Here is a 25,697-nt window from a genome sequence, read left to right on the forward strand (position 1 = left end):
CATTCCTAACGGCTGGACCGAACGAAGGGTTCCAACTTGTCACGCAATGTGGTGACAAACATGATTCACCCTGCCGCCGAGTCTTGAAGGGGCCGGAAGTGGAAGATCCGTAGCAATGGTGGGGAAGCGGCAGGTGGAGGTTTATTTCTTTCACGTTGAAAAACGTAAAAATATCCTGAACTTACTGCAGCAGGAAATATATTGTGGGCATTTGTCGGGGCGTTGCTGCAATGCCTATTATTACGCAGGGGGCTTCAACCACAGCTGTCAGCAATTGTGCGCAAGCGTGGGAGCAACTTCAGCGGCGAGTGTCGTAGATTCCGGGGAGTGGCAAGATGTCTGACAGTGGAAGGCCATTCGATTTTGGCCAGTTCGGCGGCGCAGGCACGCCCAGCAAACCTCACGCATCTGCGGGGCTAACGGCGCCACCCAGCACCAATCCCTTTGCCGGGATCTCCGGGACGAACGAGAACATCGGCTTCGACCTGAGTGACGGCAATGCAGGTGTGCCGGGTTCAAGTTTCAATACCGGCAGCGCAGGGGAACCCCTGCGTCCCACAGGTGCCCCCGTTATATGGCTGCTTGGTTCGATGGCTGCCGCTGTCATCGCGTTGGTGCTCGCCTTGGGCTTCGGCGGCGTCCCGGCTCTGACCGTGGCGGCTTGGGTATTGGCAGGACCTGTGGCGATTGCCCTGGTTGCGGTCTATTCCTTCCGGGACACGAAGGCCCGGACTGCTGCACTTTATTCATCCAGCGGATCTGCCACGTGGCTGTACCGCGTGGCCATAATGCTTAGTCTGGTCGCCGTGGTGGTCAGCGCGCTGAGGATCGCCGATTGGGTGGGCCGAATTTAATGAAGCGGTTTCTTTCACTTCTTGCCGCGGTCGCGTTGGTGCTTCCTGCCGGAAGCCTGCTTGGTGCTCCTGCCCAGGCGAACAACGCGACGCCCGCGCGCCCGGTGACAATGGTTGACGACTTCCGAGCCTGTATTGCCGGCGGAGGGGTCACCGACATGCTGCTGCTTGTTGACGAATCAGCCAGCCTAGGTGACCGGGATCCAGAAAACGGCCGTGTCACAGCAGCCGATTACCTGGTCAAGCAGCTCGCCGGTTTCACGGACGGGGTCGAGGGGCAGGTCAATATCTCCATCAGTGTTTTCGCCGATCAATATCGCAGCGTCAAGGGATGGACGACTTTGAGTCCTGCCACCCTGCCGGAACTTCAGGACAGCATTGCCTCGCTCAAAACGATGGACAAGGGCATGGAAACCGACTACTGGACGGCTCTGGATGGGGCCCGCCGCGACTTGGCAGCCCGCGCGTCGTCCAGAACGGATGTGCAAAGCTGCCAAGCAGTTGTATGGTTCAGCGACGGGGGTTTGAACTTTGTTCCGCGCACCACGGATGCTGCCAAGCAGGCTTATGGCACCGCCAAGGCCTTCGCCCCCAATCTCGAGCTGACAAACGTCAAGAACACGGATAAGGCGCGCGAACTGGCCGCAGATGATATTTGCCGCGGTGGCGGTGTGGCCGACCAACTGCGGTCTTCGCATGTGGCGATGTTTGGCATCGGTCTGGGCGGGAGCAAGCCCGAAGAGGCTGAATTTGACTTCATGAAGTCCGTGGCCACGGGATTCACCGGTCAGGGGGGCTCTGAATGCGGCAATCTCACTGACCCTGCACCGGGTGAATTCCACTTGGCCAGCGGCATTGACAGCCTCCTGCTTGCCTTTGACGCCATCAGTTCGCCGGGTCGCAGCCCCATGGTGCAGGAACACGGGATCTGCCAGTTCGACTTCTGCGAGGACCAGTCCCATCGCTTCGTCCTTGATGCCACCACACCCAAGGTCCGGATTCTGGCAACTGCGGATGCCGACGAGGTGACCGCCTCCATGGTCAGCCCAGCGGGCAAAATCATTGGGCTTCCCCTCGGGGACCTGAACAAGGAAGTGAAACTCAGCGACGGCGGCAACACTATCGCCTACACGTGGCTGTCGGAGAAGACACTGACGGTTTCCATGGGAGCTGGGCCAACTAACACGGCTTGGAGCGGTTTGTGGCAACTGGGTTTCACCGACCCCAGCGGCACATCGAAAGACAAAGTCTCCAAATCAAGCGTCCACATCACCGGCAACCTCGTGCCGGTATGGCTGAACCCTGCAGAAACGCCACTCCATGTCGGGGACACCATCCCAAATGTGAAGTTTGGTCTTGCCGACACCAGCGGCAAGGCTGTTCAAGCGGCAGGGCTACTCGGCTCCGTGAAGCTCAGTGCCACCATGGTTGGTGCACAGGGCAAGGCAACGGAGGTCGCACGGGAACTCGACAAAAATTCCTTGGGATCCCCGAGGGCCATGGACTTGAAGGGCCTGCCCGTCGGTCCTGCCCAAATGCGGCTCGCACTGACAATCACCACTGCAGCCACCACTTACAAAGGCCAAGCAGTCCCAGGCACGTTGCTCGAACCGGCCATGGTTTCCATCCCCGTACAGCTCACCCCGCCAGCAGACTTCCCGGTGCTGGGGTCGGCGGTGGACTTTGGCCAGGCCGAAGGGCTGCCCCATGTGAGAGGCACCCTCAGCACCGCTGGTTCCGGCTGTGTCTGGCTGCCCGCGGAGCAGAAACTCAATGTGGTGGCCTCCCCTGCGGACATTGGTAAGACGTCCATCACCATGGACAAGGCTGCATCTGCCGAGAACTGCATCAGCGTGTCCGGTGGTTCACCGCTGGCATTGACTTTCACGGCCGAAAACGCTGGAAACGGTACCGTGAACGGCACCGTGACCATGATGATCGCCCCTGATGGAGAGAGTGCGAAGGCCATGCCTGTCGAGGTGGCATTCACGGCCAGTCTGGCGAAGCCACTGAACACGGCGAACTTCCTCCTTGCTCTCTTCGTTGCCCTCATTCTCGGGCCGGGCATTCCGCTATTGCTGCTGTATCTGGCCAAGTGGATGGTGGCCAAGATCCCGGGTAGCTCTCTGTCTGCGGAACTCATTCCGATCAATGTCTCGCACGGACAGGTGGAGCGCGACGGCGCACCGTTCGCTCTGCGCCCCTCTGACCTTGTGCAGTTGGTTCCCATGGATCCAAGCGGCACCCGGTCCTTGATGCTTCTCGGGGTTGAGTTCAAGGCAAAAACAGGCCTTTCCCCTTTGGGCACCGGATATGTCAGCGTGATTTCGGCAAACCGGTTCAGTGTCTCCTCAGCCCATCCGGGGGCAGACAAAACGGGTACACAGGCGCGGCTACCGTTGGCCATCCACAACAACTGGGTCCTGCTGCGCGATGAAGGCTCCGACCCGCAGACTGGCTATGTGCTCATTTTGGCCAGCGGAGACATCTCTGCTTCAGGCAAGCAGGCCATGGAGGGCGATATTCGGAGCCGTCTTCCGGAACTTCTGGGCCAGCTGAATGACGCAGCAGCCGAGCCGCTGCTGGAACCGGTCCTGCCAAGTGGAAGTTCAAGCGCCGGTCCGACTGGCAGTCCAGACGGTGGTTTCGGCGGGTTCGCCCGGGGCCAGGCACACGATACAGACGGATTTGCCAGCGGCGGCTCTGCGGGCTTTGGCGGGGCCGGGCAGGCCCCACAGTCTCCGATCGCCGGTGGATTTGGCGGCTTTGGCGACCCGGGCAACGGCGGATCCGTGCCACCGGAACCGCCAACTCAGTACAACCCATGGGGACAGCCCGACCAGTAGTGTCAGTAGTTTTAGCAAATTCCACTTTTTTATTCAGTTTCAGAACGGACAGGCCAGCACAATGCGGAAATTCTTAGTAGTAGGCTGTGGTGGTTCCGGCGGGGCCACCTTGGCATTCATGATGGATCAACTCAAGTCGGAGTTGGCTGCGCACGGTGTTGACTCGATTCCGGCGGGCTGGCAATTTGTTCAAATTGATGTGCCCACCGCCCCCGATTTCAAGAATGACGGCGTTGGAAATGTCTTCCAGCAAGGTGGAAGCTACATTGCAACCGGGCCGCAGAGCGGCAGCTACTCCATCCTGGACAACGCACTGAGTCAAACGCTCAACAGTGCCTCCGCCCTTGGGCAGATCGGTACGTGGGCTCCGCGGAAACCCGAACAGATCAATACCCCCATCCACAGCGGTGCAGGGCAGTTGCGTGCCGTTGGCCGTATGATCACCTTGAGTAAGGCCAACGAGGTTCGCAGCGGACTTGAGCGCGCCTTCCAGCGCCTGAACCTGGTTGAAACGAATACCGAGATGGCCTCCCTCAAAGTTCCCGGCATGGGCGACTTTCACCAGTCTGAACCACCCATGGTCCTGGTGGTTTCATCGATGGCAGGTGGCGCTGGCGCGTCCATGGCCCTGGATGTGTGCCGACTGCTTGCCCTGGTCCCTGGCGTGACGCCGTCCATGATCGGTGTCTTTATGGTGGCAGCCGACGCTTTCGACGGTCTGCCCCCTGCCGCTCGGGGCGGCGTGCGTGCCAATGCGCTCGCCATGCTGGGGGAAATCGTTGCGGCACAGACCAAGGCAGCGGCGGATCACGACACGGCAACGTTAGCTGCCTTGGGGCAGAAGAACGGGATGGCGAATGCACTTCCGTTTGCGCGTGTCTTTCCAGTGGGCCGCTTTGCCGGTGTCTCGCGGACGATGTTCGGTGATGGCAGCCAAGATGCGCTTTATCGCGGCCTTGGCCGGGGCCTGGCTGCCCTCATGCTCAGTGGCAAGGCGTCCGCGGATTTCATTTCCTATGACCTGACAAACAATTCAACGGATAAGCCTGCGCGCAGGGACACCTTTGGCTGGGGCGCCACTTCGGAGGACTTGGCCTGGGGCGCTTTTGGCTTTGCCAGCTTGAGCATGGGCCGGGACCGGTACGGGGAGTATGCGGCGCAGCGCATGGCCCGCACTGCCGTGGACAGGCTCCGTTTGGGCCACATGCAGCCCAACAATTCGGCAACCGGCATCGAGCAGGTCAATGCGCTGGCAGACAGCCAGTGGAGCAATATTTGCCGTGCCTTGGAATTGCCGGTCCCCCACGGATCAAACATCAACCAAACTGACGTCCTCAACTGGTTCAACGCCTCGGCGTTCACGCGGGACGACGCCGGAAGGATCGCCAACGCCATCACAGATGAGCAGGTGGTGCCCTACATCCCGGAGGCCAGCGGGGTGGCAGCCAACCAGTGGATTGGCGGGCTGCGCCAGCGCCTGCAGGAACGCAGGGCATCATTGACGAACGTTTCCGTGGAAGCCGCCTACCAATGGGGATACGGGTACAAGGATGAGCTCCTGTCCCGATTCATTACGGTTGTGGAGGACTCCGTCACCCAATTTGGCCTGCCCTATGCCAGGGTGGTCGTGGACCGCATTGAGGCCCTCATCAAGGAACAGCTGCTGAACGCACTGGGCGGCATTGTCTCGTATGGCGTGCCGGCTGTAGCGACGGTGCCACCGCAATTTGAAGGTGAAATTGCGCCGATGAAGGTTATTGCCAATGGACAGGCCGTTGTTGACCGGCTGGTGGGCCTGCTTCGCGGGCAAACCTCGGGCCTTTTGTACTTGCAGGTGGGCAAGACCATGTCCACAGTGCTGACGGCCTTCGTCAACGATGTGGTTGCTCCCATGCGTGAGGCACTGAGTGAGTCGCTGACCTTGCTGGACCAGTCCCAGGCGGCCCGTCCCACTGCTGTGGGCTTGGCCAATGTTGCCACCGACCAATACGCCGCGTGGCCAAGCGATGAAAACCTCTCCGTCCCAGCCCGGTTTGACGTGGCGGACAATGAAATTTTGATTACCGAATCGAAGACCTTCGCCACGCAGTACGAAAACGACGTGACCGAGGTGGGCTCGGCTGGAACCAACCACCAGGGTTTCAATGAAGGCCGATGGCTGATTGTGGGTCAGACTATTCGTGGCCTGTGGTCTGTTGCCGGCGGTGACATTGCCCCGGGCGGTTTGCTGGAACAGACAAGAAACTGGCAGCCAGCTGAATTCAACCGCGATCCCTTCACCGGCAAGCCGCTGACTCCGTCACGGGCAGCATTCACCGTTCACGTGACACCGCAGGACTTGGTAGGACGTGCGCGGCGCTTTGTTGCCCGCAAAAACGAGGCCTTTGACAACTTCTGCTCTCTTTCATTACGCGAATATGTTCGAGGCACCGATGCCAAGGCTTCCGAAGTCCCGCAACGCCAGGCAGACGTCATCGCCAAGTTCAACGAGACCTTGAACCGGGCTGTGCCGCTCATCAGCGTCAACCGTGATGTGGTGCAGCAGCTCCACAGCGACGATGTTAAGTACCGTTTCAAGTTCTCCTCAGTGCCGTTCGGGGAGCTTGACGATGTGGCCGGTGCGCTGTTCGCGCAGATTGCCGGCAACGACGATATTGCTGAAGAGACGGCAGCAATTTTGCAACAGGCCATGACAAGCGAGGACAAGGTCCAAAAGATCGACATTTTCGGCTCCTACCGCAACTACTCTCCTCTTGTCTTCGACTCCGTACTGGCGCCGGTGGCCCAGCAATGGGCAGGCACCTCGCTGCCTGAACGCAAGGGATTTTGGAGCCAGCGCCGTGCCCGCCCCTTGGCAGCCTCCCTTCCGATGGGCCAGGAGGAGCGGCGTGCACTGGTCGCGGGATGGTTTGTTGGCCAGATTACCGGCCGCCTGCGCCTGCCCGAACCGCCATATACCTCAGCCGTGGAAGTCTGGGATGAGGAAAACGGCTACTGGGCTCAGTTCCCCAACCCGTTGCTGACGCCGCCGTCCCAGTTCCTGGCAAAATCCTACGACTGGCTGCCTGCAGTGCTGGAATCCATCCTGCTGGCCGTCGCCAATACGCACCAGAGTCCCGTGTTGTCCTCAATGCGGCCCTACAACCTGCTGCGCAGCTTCTACGACTCAAGCCCGGAGGAGCCGGCATCAGGCCTGTTTGAAACGGCCGCGGTGGAGGAGCTCGCCCAATGGCTTGCCACAGGACGCACCCAATCAGGCATGTCAGGGCGCGTACCGGGGGTGGTTGCTGCAAGCAGCATTGACGAGCGTTATGAAAGCACCAAGAACTGGCTTGAATCGATCCGTGCTCTGGCCGGGGACCACTTCATGGAACCGGAGTACCTAGGCGCCAAGGGTGGTGGATCATTCTCCAAAATCCAGAACCGCAAGACGGCAGGTTCCACACCACTGTTCCGCGACATCGCCCCCGACATTTTCGTCACATTGGGTGAATTGCTGGGTCACTTGGGCACCGCCCGTCAGCGCGCACTGACAGGCGGCGGACAGGAGAGTCCGGATTCCTTGGACCTGCCGGATCTGGGAGCGTTCTAACATGGCGGCGTTGAATGTTCTCGTTGCTCCCAAGGGCCAGCTGGGTGGGCTTCGGGAGATTCTCACCGACTGGTCCGGTCTTGGACTGGTGGACGGCTTTGTCTGGGTGGAACCCGAGATGGTCACCGAAACGGGTATTGGCGGTGTGGAGGTGGTAGGCGGGAGACAGCGTGGCGTCAACCTGCATTCCCTCGCAGCTGAGGCAGGAAACTACGACCGCCTCAGGGTGGCGGTGCTTGTCACTGCAGGTGCCGACGCGCCGCAAGTTTCAACCGAAACGGGACAGCGGGTGGCCTTGTTTCTGGAGTCCTCCTTTGGCGGTCGTCCCGTCACACGAGTGCGTGCCGTGGCCGCCCGCGTGAATGATATTGAAACTGTCCAGGACCTCGCCCACGAAGGTTGGCACAACATTGTGTTCGCCCCCGAGGAATCCGCAGGGGTGAACCAGGGCCACAGCCTGCTGCATGCCACTGCCGATCCGTTTGCACTGGGCCGCCACGCAGCGGTGGCCTGCGCCGGGATACTGGCGATGTGGCGTGGCATGGGCGCATCGGTCCTGGATGACCAGATGCTCCTGCCCGGCCAGAATGCCAGACTTATGCGGGCCTTTTACCGCAACCTCGACGCCACCGCCGTTGAGGAGGAACTGCGTGCCCAAGTAACGGATGTGAGTCAACGCCTGCCGCTGCCCTCACGCATGGGCTCTGCAGCCATCTACATCGAAGACGTTTCTCTCGCCTCCCGCACCATGGCCGAGCAGCTATGGACGAAACACGCCCAGGTGCTGCAGGGACCCAGAGAGCAAAAGCAGGCTTCCGTGTCCAAACCAATCGGTGCCTGGACGGCCTTGGGCATGATGTTCAGCTTCATTTGTGCGGCATTGAAAAATGTGCCACGGAACTGGGTCAATAGGATCGGAGTCAAAATAAAATCTACGGCTGCTGCCGCGATCCATTCCGTGGTCTTCGGCGCAGCTCCGGCGCAATACACGGTCATTGTTGACGGCATTGCACCCGATGGCATGCCCGCATCATGGCTGGATGTCCGGGAAGCCGCCGTGGAGCTCGACAAGGTGCTGGAAAATGCAGGGATGCCGCGCGAACACGAAGTTCATGCAGACCTGTCCTCACTCTGGCAGGACTACGCTGCGGGGGCGTTGACACTTTCGGATGCCGGGGAGCGGGTTGCCGCGCTGCCGCCTGTCCAAATCGGAACCCAACGCGCAGTTGTCCGCACACCCCGCTCCGCCGTACCGCTGGCCGCTGAACGTTTCGCCGGCATTCCCGCACACTTGAGCTCGTCCATGTCCTTGGGACCCGTGTCTCCCTATGACGTCATGGGCATTTACAACGCCGAGCAGCGGCTGCAGAAGACCGCAGCCGACCCCAACTTGGGTGTCCCGGCCAGCGGGGCGCTGGCCGCGCTGCGAACATGGAAGCAATCATTTGCCGACAGCTATGCAAATCATGTTGGCAGCCGAATCGCCCAGCACCTGCTCTCCACCACGCAGGAACTGCAGGGCGTGCTGAGGCAGATTCGCGACGCCGCTGACGCTTCAGACAGTCTGGCACCGGTGCACCAAGCACAAAAGAAGATCGCCCTGTGGATGAAGATCATCATGGGCATTGCGATTGCGGCAGTGGTGGTGACAGTGGTGCTGCTCGCCAGCGAGGTCATCGAGGTTGGCCCGGGAATAGCTGTTCTCGCTGGCATTCTCATTGCCTGGCTGGTTGTTGCGCTGATTGTCTTCATGCGTGGACAAAGGGAGCTTTTCAGGCTGATCAATGCCCGGACGGCGATGTTGGAACAAGACGAGATCAACCGCCGCAACCTGCGCCACATCCTGCGCGACCTGCGCCGACTGGGAGATGCCTACAGCCAGTTCCTGGCCTGGTCCCACGTGGTTGGAAGTGTCCTGCACGAACCATTCGGGCGCAACGTCAGCCAAGCTGCCGCCAAGGAGGTTTACGTGCAGGGCTTGCCACTGAACGTCAAGGTGGGCAGCGTGGCCATCAACCCGCAGAATATTGGCATGGCGACAGCGCAACTGCGCCAAGGCATATTCTCCACCGGATGGTTGAGCCAGCCCTGGCAGACCGCCGTCAACGGGGCGCCCGCCCAGCTTGGTTCCCGCGGATACGAACTTTCAGGGAATGTGGAATTGTTGTTCCGCCAGCTTGGGGATGGCGAGACCTCCCTGCTTCCCTTGTGGATTGCGGCCTTGGATGAGCAAGGCATCAACAACGCTGCCAGCCACGACGTATGGAATCATGTGCTGGCGGAACTGCAAAACAACCGTGCAGACCTGGCTGCGACCATGACCTCCACCGTCAATGAGGTCCGTGACGGGTCAGTGGCCCAAACGAGCCTCGACGCATTCATGTCCGGGACCACCCCGGCAGATGCAACCATGCCCGGACAGTTCGACGGCGAAGTCCTCACCGACCTGGGACGAAATGCAGGCAAGGGGCGGGTGGAATTGAGCATCCCGTTCCATGTCCGTCACGGCATGAGCCAATGGGCAGGCCTTGTGCAGTTGAGTCAAGGTATCGGAGCCCATGAATTCAAGGCGTTCAAGAGCGCACCGGTGGAGCCCAACTGGTGGGACAACGCAGAATCCATGCCAGCGGTGCCTACCGTGGACATTGCAGTGCCGGAAGGCCCAACGTTCTAGGCCAGCCAAGAACAAAAAGCGACATCACGCCGTCGGACATCCCAGCAGCCGGGACCGGCGGCAAGAAGCCACAGTAGCAAAGGTAAATGCAATGACGATCGATCAAAAGTATGAAGCAAGGCTCAGTGCCCTGCGGCTGTGGGCCCGTGACGTTGCGGCCAGAGGTTTCATTGCCCCGTCGGAGCAGGATCTGGCAGCAATTGCCATTGCCAAGAGCCTTGACGCGCCCGGTGTGGATGCCGGCATAGTGCACGCCTGGCAAGGAGCCATCACGACCCTGCTGAAGCAGGTGGCTTTCAACATTGCTGACCCGCACAGCCAACTGGGCAGCGAATATGACGTTCCAGAGAGCGAAGCGGGCCTACCAGCACAGCCTGCAGCAGGTGGTGAAGAAGTGCCGGCTGAAGCCCCTGCCCGAGCACTGGCAAATGCGCGTGCCACTGCGATTACCCAGATGCAGCAGGTGAAGGTCAAAGACCTGTCTGGCCAACCGAACATCGAAGCGTCGAAACATGAGCCTGAGAGCAGTGCGGAGCCCTCCTTGGTAGAGCAGTCCATAGAGTTGCTCAAAGCGTGGCGAACCCAAGCTGTTGACGATGCCCGGCCGTTCGCATCCCAGCTCAAAGACAGGGACCTGCGCAACGTGGCCAACGGCAAGCGGGACTTGACGGCTGTTCAGTCCCAACTGCCCGGTGTGGCCCAGGGCTTTGCGCACGAGCTTGTTGAACTGCTTGCCAGCATCAATCCACCGATGGCGGAACTTGACCTTACTGAGGCCGATTCAGCGGTGCCCGAGCACGCGGCACACCTGCCAGCAGATCCGGCACCGCCCACCCGGAGGGCAGCCCGGTCTGCTGCTTCAGAGGTTGCCTGGGAAGTTGCACCCTTGGCCCCGGTCCAGCGGGAACGCGCTGCGCTGGAGACCGGCGCGACCGTGGCGCCAGCCGACCACGCGGAGGGAGCGGAAATCGATCCGGCCCTATTTGCCGCCTATGACTTTATTGCTTCCGGGATCAAGCCCGAGACTATCAAGGTGGCAAAAACCCTTGACGGTAGCCGGCGTTATTCCTGGGCGCCGGGCGGTGCCGAGCGTGCGGTCAAGATTTACCGGCTCATTTCAGGCGATGAAACAGCTCCCTACACCCCCGACCAAGCCGACGTCATTGCCATTACAGAGGACGGGCACGCGGTTGATGCGCGCGTCTTCAGCACCGCTGTGCGGTACGTGCAGGTGTGGTGCCATGCGGGCAGGGACCGTGTGGATGCCATGAACTCCCAACCGGTGCTGCACGCCACAGTGGAGGTCGTGGCGGAGGTCCCGGCGGTGGACATTCGCGAAGACGAAGGCCGGATCATTGGCCAGTGGACGGCGCTGCCGGGAACACAAAAAGTACAGATCTTCCGCATCCCCGCGAACAAGGCGGCATTCTCCAGCGGCGACCCCGCTTACAGGATCCATGCCGACGGCACCAACCTTGGCGGCTTTGTCGACGCGCAGGCAGAGCGCGGGGCTGCTTACGTCTATCAAGTGCACGCTGAGGCCGCAGTCTACGAACAGACTCTCCTGTCAGCACCGTCCGTCGTGCCGATCACCGTCTCGGCCGTGCTGCTGCCGGTGGACGATCTGAACGTGACCGTGAACGCTGATGAAGATGCAGACACCGTCCTGGTGGACCTGCGCTGGAGGATTCCCCCGGGTGGGCGGGTCGACATCTACCGGACGGCAACACCGCCGGCAGCCGGGATTGAGCTCAAGCCGCTTGAGGAAGCGACGCTGGAGCAAGGCGGCCTGCGCCCTGAGTTCCGTCTTGCACACCCCATAGAACCGGAGAATGGCACGGCAGCCATGCTGAACGTGCCGTGGCCTGTCCAGTGGACAAGAACATATTTCACTCCCGTGACCGTTCTTGACGGCCGGGCGCACGTTGGCGCCAGCAGGGTCAGCACCCGGCCCACGAGAATCCGCAACGCCAAGGTTGTGGAACGCGTGGATAGCCAAATTTTGACCTTTGAATGGCCCGCCGGAGCCGACGCGGTTATGGTGTACCGCGGGCCAGCCGGACAAGGTCCGGAAAACGCACTTGCGGGACAGCCCTTGGAAATTTCACATTCAGCGTACAACCAGCGTGGCGGCATGTATTTTCCGTCCAACCTGCCCGCCGAGGGCTGCGACCTGCACCTGGTTCCCGTCAGCTTCGAAGCCGGAAACCGGGTCGCCGGTTCGGTCACGACCGTCAACTACCCGTGGATCATGCGGGTCGGGTACCGGGTGGCACCACGCAAGGCCAAATTCACCGGGAAAGTCACCGGCTTCACCGTGGTGGTGGACTCGCACACGCCCAACGCGGCCCTTCCAGGGTTCATGTTGGTTTACAACCATGAAAGGCTTCCACTGACGGCTTCGGACGGCCAACCGCTGAATATGATGCGAGATATGGACGGGGCGGAACCCGCCACACGAGTCTTCACGCCTCACAGCAGGACCATCAAAGATCCGCCGGACACGTGGAAGACGGATCCTGAAACCTGGAATTCAGAGGTCCGTGCCGGGACCGGATACATCCGGCTCTTTCCCCAGGTCCCCATGAACGTACTCAAACAAATGGCAGTGTTGGACCCCGGCGTCAAAGACCTCACCCTGAATTCCCGAGGGAACTCAGGTTGGGGGCCGTTCGGTGGACGCTGACATCCACGAAGCGGCGGCCTTGGGAATTTCCCCTGATTCCCCGCGCTGGGGCCAGCTCAGCTATGCCTCCTTTGACGCGGGTAATGGCACGCGGGGCGGGTGGCAGGTCAAGGAACGCAGCGCAGGCCTGTTGGATACCGAGGTGGCACTGCTGCAGGCAAGGATAGTGACACAATTCGACCCGGATGTTGAACCCAGTGATTTTCCCGGAGCTGCTGAGGTCGCGGCCATGCCTAGGCGCTTCACCCATGTGTGCGGCCCCTCGGGCCAGTCCCGTTACTGGCACAGTGTCATGGCCGGCCGAGACAGCACCGGGCGCCCCGGAAATGTCTTCAGCCATGTTCTGGTGGACCGCAGACCTGACTCATTCGTCCCGGGGCTCAGGCCTGTGCAGTGGTGGGACTCCCCGGATGTGCTGCGCCCGTTTGGCGTGGACCAAGTAACGGCAGCGCACCTGCCCACGGTTGGTGACGGCGGTTTTGCCCCGGGCCTGTCTGCCCGGGACGTGCAGGACTTCCTCTTTGCCCCCAACGAGTGGCGGGCGGGCCTGCTCGCAGTGTTGCTCGATGCTGTTGCTGCAGCGATGGGTGGGGGGCCCGGCGTCGTTCTTGTCACCGGGTCGGCACGAAACGCCGCCCTCTGGACTGCTGCCGTGAGTTTTCTGTGTTCACCGCACTTTGCACGCCGGCTGAACTTTTCGCTGTACGAACGGGCAGGGGCGCTGGGCACGGTGTTCGCCCGCGGTGTGCACCTTGCGTGTGTTCCCCGGGTCGATGCATCTCTGCTGGGAAGCGATGGAACACATGTGATTCTGGATGAGTTTGAGACCCCCAACATGGGCGACACGGAGGGAAACCCGCACACGACGGCGGCCGGCTCGCGCATAGCGGCAACCTATTGGGGCACACTTGCCCAGGATGCGGTGGCATCACGGAAAACTGCCGAGGAAGCCATGGCCGAACTGGACCGTATCAGTCTGTGCGTGGGGGACACCGGAACCGACCCGTCATGGCCCCTCGCCATGACGGCAGTGCGCAAACCACACATCTTTGCAGATGCGGCAGCCGAGGCGATAGAGGTGTTGAAGTTGTCTTCGCCCTTGGCCCTGAGCCGTGACACAGCACTTCAGGCGGAGGCGGTGCAAGCCATCCGCTCCGCCGGGAGCATCCATGCCGGGGATGCCTGGGTGGAGCTTTCCAATGGCCCGGCCGCTGGCCTCGTTCGGGAAATTCTCATACAAACCTATGTGGAGAGGGCCTTGGGCGACGTTGAATGGTTGGAACGCCCAGGCAGCGTACCGCTGCCCGAGGACCATGACCCGGCCGCAAACACGCTGCCCATGAAGGCAGCAGCCGAGTCAGCCGTCCTCCAGCTTCGCACCCGGCTGGCTGAGCACAGCAGCCGGGAAGCAGTCCTGGCAGGACTCAAGGTGTTGGATTTTATTGCTGCCACCTCTCTGGTGGACTTGGAGGCCGGCAGCGATGCCGAGCTTGCCGACGCCAGGGATGAAATTCTTGAGCGCGTGGTCAGTGCCGTCATTGACTTTGATGACGAAGGAAAGGCCCTTGTCGACCACACTGGTGCGTTGAAAAGCGGTGTGCTGCACGCCAAGGTCATGGACGTCGTTGCCCGTTCCAACCGCTTTGAAGAATCGGCTCCGGGCCACAGAATGCCGCCGGCCTTCCGTGACTGGCTGTTCCCGGCTGCGGCGCCGCGAACAATTGCCAACGAGCTTGATGCCGGTGCCGTGAAATTGGATCCGATGGTTGTGGAACTGGCATTGTGGCAGTGCAAGAACGGGCAGGGGACTGCCGACAGGGCCCGGGTTGCGGCGGCCATCGGGGTACTGGAATTCCATAAAGGGACTGGCTTTCCCGCTGAACTTGTGACCGCCGTGCTCCACGCAGGCCCGGCCTGGTCCGGGGCCGAACTGTGTGCGGTCGAATCGAGACATCCGGGGGCGCTTGGGGGGAACCTTTTTTACCACGCACTCTTGGAAGAGCACTGGTCCAGGAGGCTGGAATCATTGTGCAGAATGGCGGTGAAGCGGGGGTTGCAGGACGAAACGCCGCTGGAAGCGAAGATCGCAGAACTGCGCCTTGCCGCTGAACGCACGAGCTCGGATGGTGTCACCCTTGCACACGCTTGGACGCAGGGAGATGCAACAACGGTAGTGGAAATATCCAAGATGTTCCTAGGCACCCTTGAAGAAACGCTGGAAGCCCTGGAACGCCCACACCAATCCCCGGCAGTGACTGCCCTGATGGTGGTTGCTGCCGTCATAGTTCTCGGAACCGGGCCAGCTCCAATGCAACCATGGCCTGCGGCCCTGAAAAAGCAGCTTCGGGGCCTCGGTGACGTTCCGGAACCGGGCATTGCGGTGGCCTTGGCTGGTTGCGTCCGGTCGCAGGTGCTCAGCATTGCGGATGCAGAACATCTGGGCCGGATGTCGCTCTACCTCAAGCCCCGTTTTCCAGAAAGCGCGTTAATGCCGGAACGCTTCATGGCAGGTATGCGGGTGGAGCTGGATCAGGAATGGGTTCCCGCATTGGAAGTACCGCTGCGGATCGTGCTATCCACGATGCCTCTCTACGACATGGATGGTGCAGCCGCTGCGACCATGGACGTCATGCGGAAGGTGGCCACGACCGGCGAGTCTGAACGCCAGCGTGAGAAAGCGCTGCAGGAACGCGAAAAAGTCTTCAGGGACTGGTGGCAGCAGCTCTGCTCTGCCACCGGCCGGCTGGACCCCGAACCGGGGAAACCAGCATTTTTAGATTCACTTAAGTCCTTTAAATCATCGGTGTTGCGGAAGGATCGATAATGCCCACATATATGTTGGAAGGAACGGCGGAGGTGCGGCTGAATGTTCGCCCGCTGAGCTTTACCCTGCGTCTTGAGGGCCCCGGTGTGCAGGGGCGACTTGAGGTGTCTCAAGAAGGGCGTGCCGTTGAAGCCCTGGTGCGTCCGGCGAATATGCCCAACGTGGTGATCCTGCCCCAGGTGGTATCCAACACCATGGTTTCATTGTTCCCGGCAGGTGTGGCAAGGTTCCCGGCACCCACCATCGCACATCTCTCCATTGCAGTGGAGGACAGGGCAAGTGCGGATCCCCAAAGGATCATTTTGGCACCCATCGACGTCTCGGGCCTGGACCGTAAGGACCTGGTGTTTGTGGCGCCGAAGGAAGGGTTGTTGAGCGTTCGTGCCGCACACAACCAAAACGATGCCGACCTTGGCCCGTTGGGCAACGCAGCACGTGTGGCCACCCGTGAAATTTTGGGCCTGCAATGGGTTGACCCGGAAATGGCGCTGAACATGGTGGTTGCCGTGGACGGTTCAGGCTCAACTGCCGACCTGGTCCAGGACGGCACGGTGTCCGCCGTGGCACAAGTCATCTCCGGCGTTTCCCAAGTGGTGGCAAACGGCAAGGAAGTCAGTGCCGCCATTGTTGATGATGCCTTCCACCTGCTGCCGGCCATGGAGCTGACCAGGATTCCTGCTGCCATCAATGCGCAGTTCAAAAACCGCATCCCTTCTAGCGGCTTCCGCTCCAGCAGCCCGCTTGATGGAAAATACGGACTTGCTGCACAACAGATGATCTACCTGGTTACTGACGGCCTGCCAGCGGATGCGGAGCTTTTGCAACGAGGTAACGGGCAACAGGAATTTCGCCATCTTGTGGCCGTGACCGACCCTGTTGCCTGGGAGCTGCTGGGTGGCTCACATGAACCCAGCACTGTCATCGCCCGGCCGGCGGCAACTGATTCGCTTCACGACCGGTTGTTGGGGGACCCCCGGGAACTTGCCGCGATGGTCAAGTCACTTTTGCTGGACTGCTTCCCAGCAGGCTCGGCGCTTTCCGGAAAGGTCAACCATTGAATACCAAATGCCCCAGTTGTTTTCAGGGAATCTCTGAGCAGCAGGCCTTCTGGGTCTGTTGCTCAGGGCGCTGCCCGCTGGAGAAGGACGAAGTCGCCAGTGCCTACATGGGTTTTGAGGTCGAGAACGGACCTAAAATCCATCAGCCGGCGCCTGCATCCGGTGGAAAGAACTGGCGTCCGGCTCCGACGGCGGAATGTACGGGGTGCAAGGAGCCGGCCAAGGATGCCTGCCCAAACTGCCACTATGTCCTTCCGGCGGACTGGCGCAGTGGGGAGGCCACCTGCATAGCCATGAACGGGGCCCGGGCAACAGGGAAATCACTGTACGTCGCTGTCCTTGTCAAGGAATTGAACTACTTGATGGGCCTGCTGAACTGCACCGTGGAGTTTGCCGACAATCGGTCCAGGGAAAAATACACGGAGATCTACGAGAAGCCATTGTTCTCAGCCCGTGGCCTGATGCATCCAACGCCAAGCAGCGTGCAGGCCGACTCGTACACCCGGGACCCCGTCATTCTCAGCCTAGGCATGGTCAACGGTGTCCGCCGGTTCCTGTCCATACGTGATGTGGCTGGAGAGGACATGGAGAACCCACCTGAATACCAGCGGCCCTTCTCCTTCCTGGGACACGCCGACGCGGTGTTCTTCATGTTTGACCCCTTGGCTGTTCCAGACATCAGATTCAAACTGCAGGACTTGATTCCTGCACAGCTCCTGCTTGGCGGCGACCCGCAAGTGGTGCTGGGGAATTTGCTGCGGATGCTGGGCACGGCCACGCCGCACTTGGCCGTGATCTTGTCCAAGTTCGACGCTCTGCAGGAAATGCGCAACGTTGACGATGTGCAGTGGCAGTCCATCATGTCCAATACAGGAGCTGCCTTCCTTCGGGATCCAAGCCTGCAGACCCCGGGCTACGACCAACGGGACGGCGAGCTTCTCCATGAAGAAGTCCGCAGTCTTTTGTATAAACTAGACGCCAAAAACCTCGTCATGAGCCTGGAAAACCCCAACAATGGCCGCCCTCTAGATTATCGGTTCTTCGCCGTGTCTGCCCTCGGCGAGTCCCCCAACGGTCAGTCAGTCCATGCTCGAGGAATTGCCCCGTTCAGATGCCTTGACCCAGCAAAATGGGTGCTCAACGCAACAGGAGTCCTTTAACCAGGCCCCACTCCCTCCGCCCTGGCTGACAGAAGGAGCGGCAACGACAGCGACAGTGCAACACGGCAAGGAGCCGAACCATGAATGAGATATCGCTTGACGCCAAGGGTCAAAACAGACTCAATATTTTGGTGGGCTGGGCAGCTGAAGTTGCCCGTGCGGGGCAGCAGGTACCTGAACACTGCCACCTGGAAATGATTGCCCACACGAAAATCGTCGAGGTGGACGGTCCGGGGGCAAAAGTCGTGGAGCTGTGGGAACCCACCATCAGCTGGATGTTGAAGCAAGCTGCTTTTGGCGTCGCGGAACCGTACCGACACCTTCCGGATGAACTGCTCAACCCCGTGGGCGGCGAAACCTGGACAGACAGCGAAACCCAGGCTCCCGCCGTCGTCCTTGTCGAAAAGCAGGCCCCGGCTGAACCGCCACCGGCACCACGGGCGAGAGCGGCTGCAGCGTCACGCATCCCCAAGTGGGAGCTTACGGCCATTGAGCAGGTGCACGACGCCATCCAACGCTACATCAAGCCGCTTGAAGCCCTACGCGCCCGGGACGCCAACGAAGGCGACACCCGCATGGTGGTCACCGACATGCTGTGCGAAGGCCTGGACTACGACAAGTTCACGGACCTCACCACCGAATACATGGTGAAACAGGACTTCGCGGATTACGGGGTGCGGATCGACAAACAGATGGTGGCCTTTATCGAGGTCAAGCGGATCAGCCAGAAACTCAATGAACGCCACCTGCGCCAAGTGCTGATGTACGCGGTCAACGAGGGCGTGGAGTGGATGGTGCTCACCAATGGTGCCGTGTGGCAGGCATATCACCTCACCGGTGGTCTACCGGTAGTGGTGGACATGGCGTTCGAGGTGGACTTGCTGGGGCCTGCCTCATTGGCGGAGAAAACCGAGCTGATGTTCCTGCTGCACCGGGAAGCGCTCAAACGCCGGCGCATCGACGAAGTGTGGCGTCACCGGGCAGCCATCGAGCCAGGGGCCGTGCTGGATATGCTCCTGTCGGAGCCGATGCTTGACCAGCTGCGCAAGGAAGTGAAGCGCAGAACGGGAACGGCCACCACCGTGGAGGCACTGAGCGAGGTGATCCGTACCGAAATTGTGGACCCGAAGCTGATTGCCAAGCTGTTCAAGGCCGATCGCGGGCCTGCTCCCGCCTCCGGCCCGGTGCGAAAGTAGACTGGCCCCATGACCACAGCACCTGAAAATCCCGTTGATCCCGCCGCGCTGGCCACACTGCCCAAGGCCGAGCTGCACCTGCATATTGAAGGCACGCTTGAGCCAGAGCTGATTCTGGAACTGGCTGCCCGAAACGGCCTGACCCTACCGTTTCCCACATTGGATTCCCTGCGGGCGCAGTATGAGTTCAGCGACCTGCAATCATTCTTGGACCTTTACTACGCCAACATGGCCGTGCTTATCACCGAGGCCGACTTTGCTGACATGACCCGGGCCTACTTGGCCCGTGCACAAGAGGCGGGGGTGCGGCACGCCGAGATCATGTTTGATCCACAGGCCCATGTGGCCCGCGGCGTGGAACTTTCGACGGCGGTCAACGGCATTGCGGCCGCACTGGCTTCCAGCGTGGCTGACTTTGGCATCACGACCGAACTGATTGCTGCTTTCCTGCGCGACCAGCCGGAGGCTTCCGCGCTGGAAGTTCTTGAGCAGCTGCTTGACATGGAGGCGCCCATCATCGGCATTGGGTTGGACTCCGCAGAGGTGGGCAACCCGCCGTCGAAGTTCATTCGGCTCTACCGGCGCGCCAAGGAAGCTGGACTGCGGCTGGTGGCCCACGCGGGGGAAGAGGGGCCGGCCAGCTATGTTGAGGACGCCTTGAACCTGCTCGGTGTTGAGCGCATCGACCACGGTATCAGGGCTGTTGAGGACAGGATTCTGGTCAAGCGGCTTGTGGCGGAGCAGGTGCCGCTGACGGTCTGCCCGCTGTCCAACGTGCGGTTGCGCGCCGTGGACACGCTCGCTGCACACCCGCTGCCGCAGATGATCTCCGCCGGCCTAAACGTGTGTGTCAACTCTGATGACCCGGCATATTTCGGCGGCTATGTGCATGCCAACTTTGCCGCGCTGGTGGCAGAGTTTGCTTGGGATTCGGACATGGTGGAGAAGCTGGCGGGCAACTCCGTACGGTCGTCGTTTGCGTCAGAGGGGCGGAAAGCCGAGATACTGGCAGACATTCAGGCATGGCGGGCCGCACAGGGCTGAAACTGCGCCGAAGGCTGACGCGGCGAACTGCTGTCAGGACGGTGGGGATCCCACCAGCGCTTCGCGGAGGGTGGCGGGGATGCCCGCCTGTTCCATCTCCTTCGCCATCGTCTTGACCATGGCTGCTGGCCGTGGATCGACGCCGGGCCGCGGGGTCCAGTTGGGCACGGACTGGCCCAACTTGAACTGGTAGCTGCTGCCGTTGTACTTGCCGAAGTAGAAGAACTCGCTGTTTTCCTGGATGAGGCCGTTGGTCTTGAAATCGTCAAGCCAGCGCTGGTATCCGGCGTCGCTGAGCTTGAAGGACAGCCACCCGCCAGCACAGCCCAGCACCGTGTAGTTCTCGGGGTGGGCGGCGATGTCCTTCATGACCCACGCTTCAGGGTTGTCCGCGGGTGCCACGTTGTCCATGCTGCATGCCACCCCCGTTTCCGGGTCCACATTAGGACTGCTGTTCGTGGTGGGGGCAGTGGTGGCCGGTGTGGACACTGGCTCGCCGACCAGTGCCTGGCGTAGTCCGGAGGCAATGCCAAGGAGCCGTTCGATGCGGTTGTCCATCTCGGCAGCCTTGTCAGCTGCCGTCCCCCCGGCCGTTTGGATGGTGTTCCAACCCTGCACGAAGTAGTACTTGTTGTACAGGTACTTGCTGCCGTCAAACTTTGCGAAGTAAAAATCGCCCTTTTTACCGTTCCCATCGCCGCTGCCCGTGCCTGCGCCCTGGTCCACAAGCCTCTGGTAGCCGCCGTCCGTCAGTTCAAATGCCAGCCATCCGCCGGCACAGCCCAGCACGTTGAAGTCGCCAGGGTGCGTCCCCATGTTCTCCAGCATCTGCCCTGCCTGATCGGTGGTGGCCACGTTTTCAAACGTGCATGTAATCCCCGTTGCGGGATCCATGGCCGGCGCCGCCGGGGGGGCACTTGGTGGTGCGGTACTTGTAGGGGCGGAGGTAGGCGGGATGGAGCTGGGTGAGGGCAGGGGAGCTGCCGGCTCCGGCGTCTTCCACCCCTGTGTCATTGCGCCGAAGAAGCCTGCCGCGGCCACAACCACCACGGCTGCCAAGGCGACAACCGCCACACGGGCGGTGGTGAACCACGACGTGCGGCGTTTCGGGGCAGGGCGGTGCGCCAGCGCAGCCGCCGTATTCGAGGCCGCAGCTCGCGGCGCAGTGGACAGGTCCAGTCCAGGCGGAAGGCCCAGCTTTACGGGTCCTGATGTTTCGTCGGGAACAGGATTGATGCTTCGGAGCATCGATTCGATGGGATCCATCTCAGTCCCTCCCCTCAGGGCGTAACCGGTGTGGCAGCGCCCTTTCAAATGACTTCCGGGCCCGATGCAGTCTGACTCTTGCCGTGGCTTCCCTACAGGAGAGTACGTGGGCAATTTCGGCGAGTGTAAGGTCTTCCCAGTACGTCAGCAATAGAATTTCCCGGTCCTTCTCCCGCAACTTTTCCAGGGCTGCGGCAATGGCGTTGCGTGTGCCGGCGTCATCGCCGCCCTGTGCGTTGATCCGCTCGGTGTCACGAAGCCTTTCCTGTAGCTGCATTGCACGGGCATGGCTCCGATACTCGTTGCCGATGAGGTTCCGAGCCACATTCAAGAGCCAGCCGATGGACGGGTTGGGTTCGCTGTCCGACTTTTGCCAGGCAATGCGGAAGACGTCTGCCGCTATTTCCTCGGCAGTCTGGTCCGAGGAAATCCGCCGCCTGACGTAGCCAAGCACACGCGGCTTGAACTCTTCATGCAAGGCCAGGAAACTGTCCTGCCGTGCTAGTGACACCGGATCCCTCCATCCGTGGTGCATTGCGTTTGTAAGGTGCAAGGCGCTGACTCAGCACATCATGCTGCTGCCCAGGCCCTCCGTAATGGCGGTGGTCGTGTTTTGAATCTCCCACTTCACTTCCACGCAGGTGTTGCCCGGCGCGTACGTCTGCAGTGTGTCGGCGGCGCCGCCGGCATTGACACTGGCTGCCAGGCCGCCGATGTTGTCGCTGCTGCGGGAAATGAAGACGTCGTAGGTGTTGCCGGGGGTGAACCCGTAAACATTGACCCAGTTGGTTTCACAGGTTGGTGAGTAGACAAGCTGGGCCAAGCCCTGGACCTCGTTATACACGGCGTTGTGCATATCCCAAGACTTCATCACATAGGCGCCAATGTCGCACCCGGTCTCAATGGGGTCAGTGCTTTGAAATGGCTGCTGGTTGAGATCGGACGGGTCGGTGGGCGGGGCAGCATTGGCTGCTGCCGGCAGCGCAAGTCCGAATCCCCCTGCAGCCAAGAGTGCTGCTCCTGCCATTGCTATTGCTCGGTTCCACATGATCTTTCCTCCTGCTGCCTGATGTGTTTCCTTCGGACGGCCGATATGCCGCCATACACAGGTAGTTTCCGGATAAGTGGCCCACGTTACACTTCTGGGGCAAGCAATTGGGCTACTTGCGTGCGACAACCAAGGACGCTCCAGCACCAATGGGGCTTAAAACCGAAACGCTCCCTCAGTAACTGAGGGAGCGTTTCGAAAAAAACCATCAATGCCGAAAGGCGTGGTCTTGGTGCAGGGCTACTGACCGGCTGGACGCAGGCGCAGTGCCTGCATGCCGCCGTCGACCGCGATGGAGGTGCCCGTGGTGGAGCCGGACAACGGGCTGGCCAGGTAGGCCACGGCGCCTGCCACTTCGTCCGCTGTCACGAGACGGCCGTGCGGCTGGCGGGCGTTCAGTGCTTCGCGTTCGGCAGCGGGATCGTCAGCCGAGCTGAGCAGGCGGCCAATCCACGGGGTGTCGGCTGTGCCGGGGTTGACGCAGTTGACGCGAATGCCTTCACGCAAGTGGTCCGCGGCCATGGCCTGGGTCAGAGAGAGTACTGCGCCCTTGGTGGCCGAGTACAGGGCACGCTGGGGGAGGCCGGCGGTGGCTGCGATGGAGCAGGTGTTCACAATGGCTGCCGACGGGGACTTACGCATGTGCGGCAGGGCTGCCCGTGAAACGCGGACCATCCCGACGACGTTGATGTTCCACACCAGCGCCCACTCGGCGTCGTCGTTGTCTTCAACGGTGCCCTGGGCGCCAATTCCTGCGTTGTTCACGACAATGTCAATGCGTCCCAGTGCTGCCACGGTACCCTCGATTGCGGCTTTGACGGAGGCGTCGTCGGATACATCGCAAACAAAGCCCAGCTGGCCCTCGGGGAGGTCCTTGGGATTCAAGTCCAGTACGGAGACGTTTGCCCCCATGGCCTGCAATTTGGCTGCAATGGCGGCGCCGATTCCTGATGCGCCGCCTGTGACGACGGCTGTAAGGGTTGAAAGTTCCTGGCTCATTTATGCCTCCTGGGTGGTTGTGTCTGCGCGGAAGAATGTTTGGCGCTGGCGGCCGAGGCCACCGATTTCCATTTCGACGACGTCGCCGTCCTGAATGTAGGGGAAACGTCCTGAGAGGGCTACGCCCTCGGGGGTGCCGGTGAGGATCACGTCCCCTGGTTCCAGCACCATGTACTGGCTCAGGTGGTGGATGATCGTGGGGACGTCAAAGATCATGTCTGCGGTGTTTGAATCCTGGCGCGGCTGGCCGTTGACCCAGCTCTTCAACTGCAGGTTGTTGGAGTCGACCTCATCGGCTGGCACAAACCACGGGCCCAGGGGTGTGGACTTGGGCAGTGACTTGCCCTTGGTCCACTGGCCTGCTTCGCCGGGGAGCTGGTATTCGCGTTCGGAAAGATCGTTCGCCACGACGTAGCCGGCCACGGCGCTGGCTGCTTCCTCGGTGCTGGAGAGGTAGCTGACTTCTTGGCCGATCACGATGCCCAGTTCCACTTCCCAGTCGTACTTGGCTGCTGCCGGGGGGATGGGGGAGTCGTCAAAGGGGCCGGCAACGGTGTTGTTCGGCTTCAGGAACACGACGGGGATTGCGGGGGGCTGTGCCCCTGATTCTGCTGCGTGGGCGGCGTAGTTCATGCCGATGCAGACCACGCTGTTGGGGCGGGCCAGCGGGGTGCCGATGCGCAGTTCAGCGGCGTTTTCAAGGATCGGCAGGGTGCCGTTTTCCAGTGCTGTGCGCAGGGCGGCCACGCCTCCGTTGGCCAGGAACGCGCCGTCGATGGTGTCAGTGAGCGGACGTGCGTCGTAGCTTTGCTCGGTTCCGGATGAGTCGGCGGCAATGACCACGGGAATTTCCCGGCCAAGCTCACCAAGGCGTGCAATCTTCATGAAATTTATGTCCTCTGCAACCGCCAAAAGAGCGGTTCTTGTTCTCGATGACCCATTGCAGGGCCATAACATCTGAGCTTTTGGGCAACTTTACTCACATTATGCGGCAATTTCAGCATATCTCCTAGTATTGACATGTGAAACATCGGATGTTTAGCTGGTAGTGACTTTTCTAACTTTTCGAAACTTTTCTACAGAGAGCAGCACCGTGAGCACAATCATTGCCGTTGAGACCAGCGACGTCCGTTTCCCAACGTCACGTGATCTGGATGGCTCTGATGCCATGAACCCGGATCCTGACTACTCGGCGGCGTACCTGCGCATCGTCACGGACAGCAGCGACGGACATGAGGGGCATGGCTTTGTCTTCACGATTGGCCGTGGCAACGACGTTGAAACGGCTGCCATCAAGGCGCTGACCCCGTACCTGATGGGCCGAAATGCCGAGGAACTCCTCCAGGACATGGGGGCCACCTACAAGGAATTCATCAACGATTCCCAACTGCGCTGGCTTGGCCCGGAAAAGGGTGTCATGCACATGGCCATCGGTGCCGTCACCAACGCACTGTGGGACCTGAAGGCAAAGCGCGCAGGCCTGCCGCTGTGGCAGCTGCTCGGCAGCATGAGCCCCGAGGAACTCGTGAACCTGGTCGACTTCCGCTACCTGAGCGACGCCCTGACCCGCGAGGAGGCGCTGGAGATTCTGCGCAACGCGGAGGCGGGACGCGAAGAGCGAACGGCGACGCTGCTGGCTGAAGGCTACCCGGGCTACACCACCACACCGGGCTGGTTGGGGTACTCCGATGAGAAGCTGACCCGTCTGGCACATGAAGCCGTGGCTGACGGGTTCAAGCAGATTAAGCTCAAGGTCGGTGCCGACCTCGAAGATGACGTGCGCCGACTGCGTGCCGCGCGTGCCGCCGTCGGACCTGATATTAAAATTGCGGTGGATGCGAACCAGCGCTGGGACGTGGCTCAGGCCATCGAATGGATGAAGCACCTGGCTCCGTTCGACATCGCCTGGATTGAGGAACCGACAAGCCCGGATGACATCCTGGGACACGCTGCCATTTCCCGCGGGGTGGCCCCGATTCCGGTAGCTACCGGCGAACATGTCCAAAACCGTGTTGTCTTCAAGCAGATGCTGCAGGCCAACTCCCTGCAGGTCCTGCAGATTGATGCAGCCCGCGTGGCAGGTGTGAACGAGAACGTTGCCATTTTGCTGCTGGCAGCCAAGTTCGGTGTTCGCGTTTGCCCCCACGCTGGTGGTGTGGGCCTGTGCGAGGCGGTCCAGCACTTGTCGATGTTTGACTTCGTGGCCGTTTCGGGCCAAAAAGAAGACCGGATGATCGAGTTCGTCGATCACCTCCACGAGCACTTCATCACCCCGATTGACGTGCATGACGGCTGCTACTGGCCGCCGCTGACTCCAGGCGGCGGCAGTGAAATGCATGCAGCCTCGGTTGCTGAATACACGTTCCCGGACGGTGCGTTCTGGGTCGCCGACGCGGCTGAGGGTGGCAACTCCACAGCCAACCTAACCCTGGCAACGGAAGCAGTCTAAA

General features: G+C 61.0%; 16 protein-coding genes. 11 read left to right on the top strand and 5 right to left on the bottom strand.

Translation table 11 applies throughout. The annotated features are described in order from the left end of the window. The first annotated feature begins 335 nt into the window (after nucleotides 1-335). The 10 genes from Q4P21_RS04430 (at nucleotide 336) to Q4P21_RS04475 (ending at nucleotide 19,934) form a co-directional block, all read left to right on the top strand. Entirely contained in the window at nucleotides 336-854 is a 519-nt protein-coding gene (locus Q4P21_RS04430; RefSeq protein ID WP_303387627.1) for a hypothetical protein, read from the top strand. Further along, nucleotides 854-3,700, top strand: coding sequence for a VWA domain-containing protein (locus tag Q4P21_RS04435; protein ID WP_303387628.1), 2,847 nt, complete (start codon nucleotides 854-856; stop codon nucleotides 3,698-3,700). Before Q4P21_RS04430 ends, Q4P21_RS04435 begins: the two co-directional genes overlap by 1 nt. A 61-nt stretch (nucleotides 3,701-3,761) precedes the next feature. Further along, nucleotides 3,762-7,292 (top strand): tubulin-like doman-containing protein, encoded by a 3,531-nt coding sequence (locus Q4P21_RS04440; protein WP_303387629.1) that lies wholly within the window; start codon nucleotides 3,762-3,764, stop codon nucleotides 7,290-7,292. Between the two features lies 1 nt (nucleotide 7,293). After that, the gene (locus Q4P21_RS04445; RefSeq protein ID WP_303387630.1) at nucleotides 7,294-9,966 is read left to right on the top strand and encodes a hypothetical protein; all 2,673 of its coding nucleotides are present in this window, start codon (nucleotides 7,294-7,296) and stop codon (nucleotides 9,964-9,966) included. A gap of 91 nt (nucleotides 9,967-10,057) precedes the next feature. After that, a complete protein-coding gene (locus tag Q4P21_RS04450) occupies nucleotides 10,058-12,652 on the top strand; it encodes a hypothetical protein (RefSeq protein WP_303387631.1) in 2,595 nt (864 codons plus the stop codon). After that, entirely contained in the window at nucleotides 12,642-15,476 is a 2,835-nt protein-coding gene (locus Q4P21_RS04455; RefSeq protein WP_303387632.1) for a hypothetical protein, read from the top strand. The genes Q4P21_RS04450 and Q4P21_RS04455 overlap by 11 nt, the downstream gene beginning before the upstream one ends. Next, complete coding sequence (locus Q4P21_RS04460) at nucleotides 15,476-16,534, top strand: hypothetical protein (RefSeq protein WP_303387633.1); 1,059 nt, start codon at nucleotides 15,476-15,478, stop codon at nucleotides 16,532-16,534. Before Q4P21_RS04455 ends, Q4P21_RS04460 begins: the two co-directional genes overlap by 1 nt. Nucleotides 16,535-16,827: 293 nt before the next feature. Continuing rightward, on the top strand, nucleotides 16,828-17,694 hold the full coding sequence (locus tag Q4P21_RS04465; protein ID WP_303387634.1) for a hypothetical protein: 867 nt from the start codon (nucleotides 16,828-16,830) through the stop codon (nucleotides 17,692-17,694). Nucleotides 17,695-17,774: 80 nt separating this feature from the next. After that, nucleotides 17,775-18,890 (top strand): type I restriction enzyme HsdR N-terminal domain-containing protein, encoded by a 1,116-nt coding sequence (locus Q4P21_RS04470; protein ID WP_303387635.1) that lies wholly within the window; start codon nucleotides 17,775-17,777, stop codon nucleotides 18,888-18,890. A 9-nt stretch (nucleotides 18,891-18,899) separates the two neighbouring features. Then, nucleotides 18,900-19,934 (top strand): adenosine deaminase, encoded by a 1,035-nt coding sequence (locus tag Q4P21_RS04475; protein WP_303387636.1) that lies wholly within the window; start codon nucleotides 18,900-18,902, stop codon nucleotides 19,932-19,934. Between the two features lie 33 nt (nucleotides 19,935-19,967). On the opposite strand, the gene Q4P21_RS04480 is transcribed toward Q4P21_RS04475, so the two are convergent. From Q4P21_RS04480 to Q4P21_RS04500, 5 genes are all read right to left on the bottom strand, one after another. Continuing rightward, on the bottom strand, nucleotides 19,968-21,200 hold the full coding sequence (locus Q4P21_RS04480; RefSeq protein ID WP_303387637.1) for a hypothetical protein: 1,233 nt from the start codon (nucleotides 21,198-21,200) through the stop codon (nucleotides 19,968-19,970). 1 nt (nucleotide 21,201) lies between these two features. After that, the gene (locus Q4P21_RS04485) at nucleotides 21,202-21,711 is read right to left on the bottom strand and encodes an RNA polymerase sigma factor (RefSeq protein WP_303387638.1); all 510 of its coding nucleotides are present in this window, start codon (nucleotides 21,709-21,711) and stop codon (nucleotides 21,202-21,204) included. 51 nt (nucleotides 21,712-21,762) lie between these two features. After that, on the bottom strand, nucleotides 21,763-22,248 hold the full coding sequence (locus tag Q4P21_RS04490) for a DUF2690 domain-containing protein (protein WP_303387639.1): 486 nt from the start codon (nucleotides 22,246-22,248) through the stop codon (nucleotides 21,763-21,765). 240 nt (nucleotides 22,249-22,488) lie between these two features. Next, complete coding sequence (locus Q4P21_RS04495; RefSeq protein WP_207343696.1) at nucleotides 22,489-23,247, bottom strand: SDR family NAD(P)-dependent oxidoreductase; 759 nt, start codon at nucleotides 23,245-23,247, stop codon at nucleotides 22,489-22,491. Then, entirely contained in the window at nucleotides 23,248-24,132 is an 885-nt protein-coding gene (locus Q4P21_RS04500; RefSeq protein WP_303387640.1) for a fumarylacetoacetate hydrolase family protein, read from the bottom strand. It lies immediately after the preceding gene. A 208-nt stretch (nucleotides 24,133-24,340) separates the two neighbouring features. Between Q4P21_RS04500 and Q4P21_RS04505 the strand changes: the two genes are divergently transcribed. Beyond that, complete coding sequence (locus Q4P21_RS04505; RefSeq protein WP_303387641.1) at nucleotides 24,341-25,696, top strand: enolase C-terminal domain-like protein; 1,356 nt, start codon at nucleotides 24,341-24,343, stop codon at nucleotides 25,694-25,696. Nucleotide 25,697 lies beyond the last annotated feature (1 nt).

This window comes from Arthrobacter sp. (genome assembly GCF_030540645.1).
In the GTDB taxonomy this organism is placed as follows: Bacteria; Actinomycetota; Actinomycetes; order Actinomycetales; family Micrococcaceae; genus Specibacter.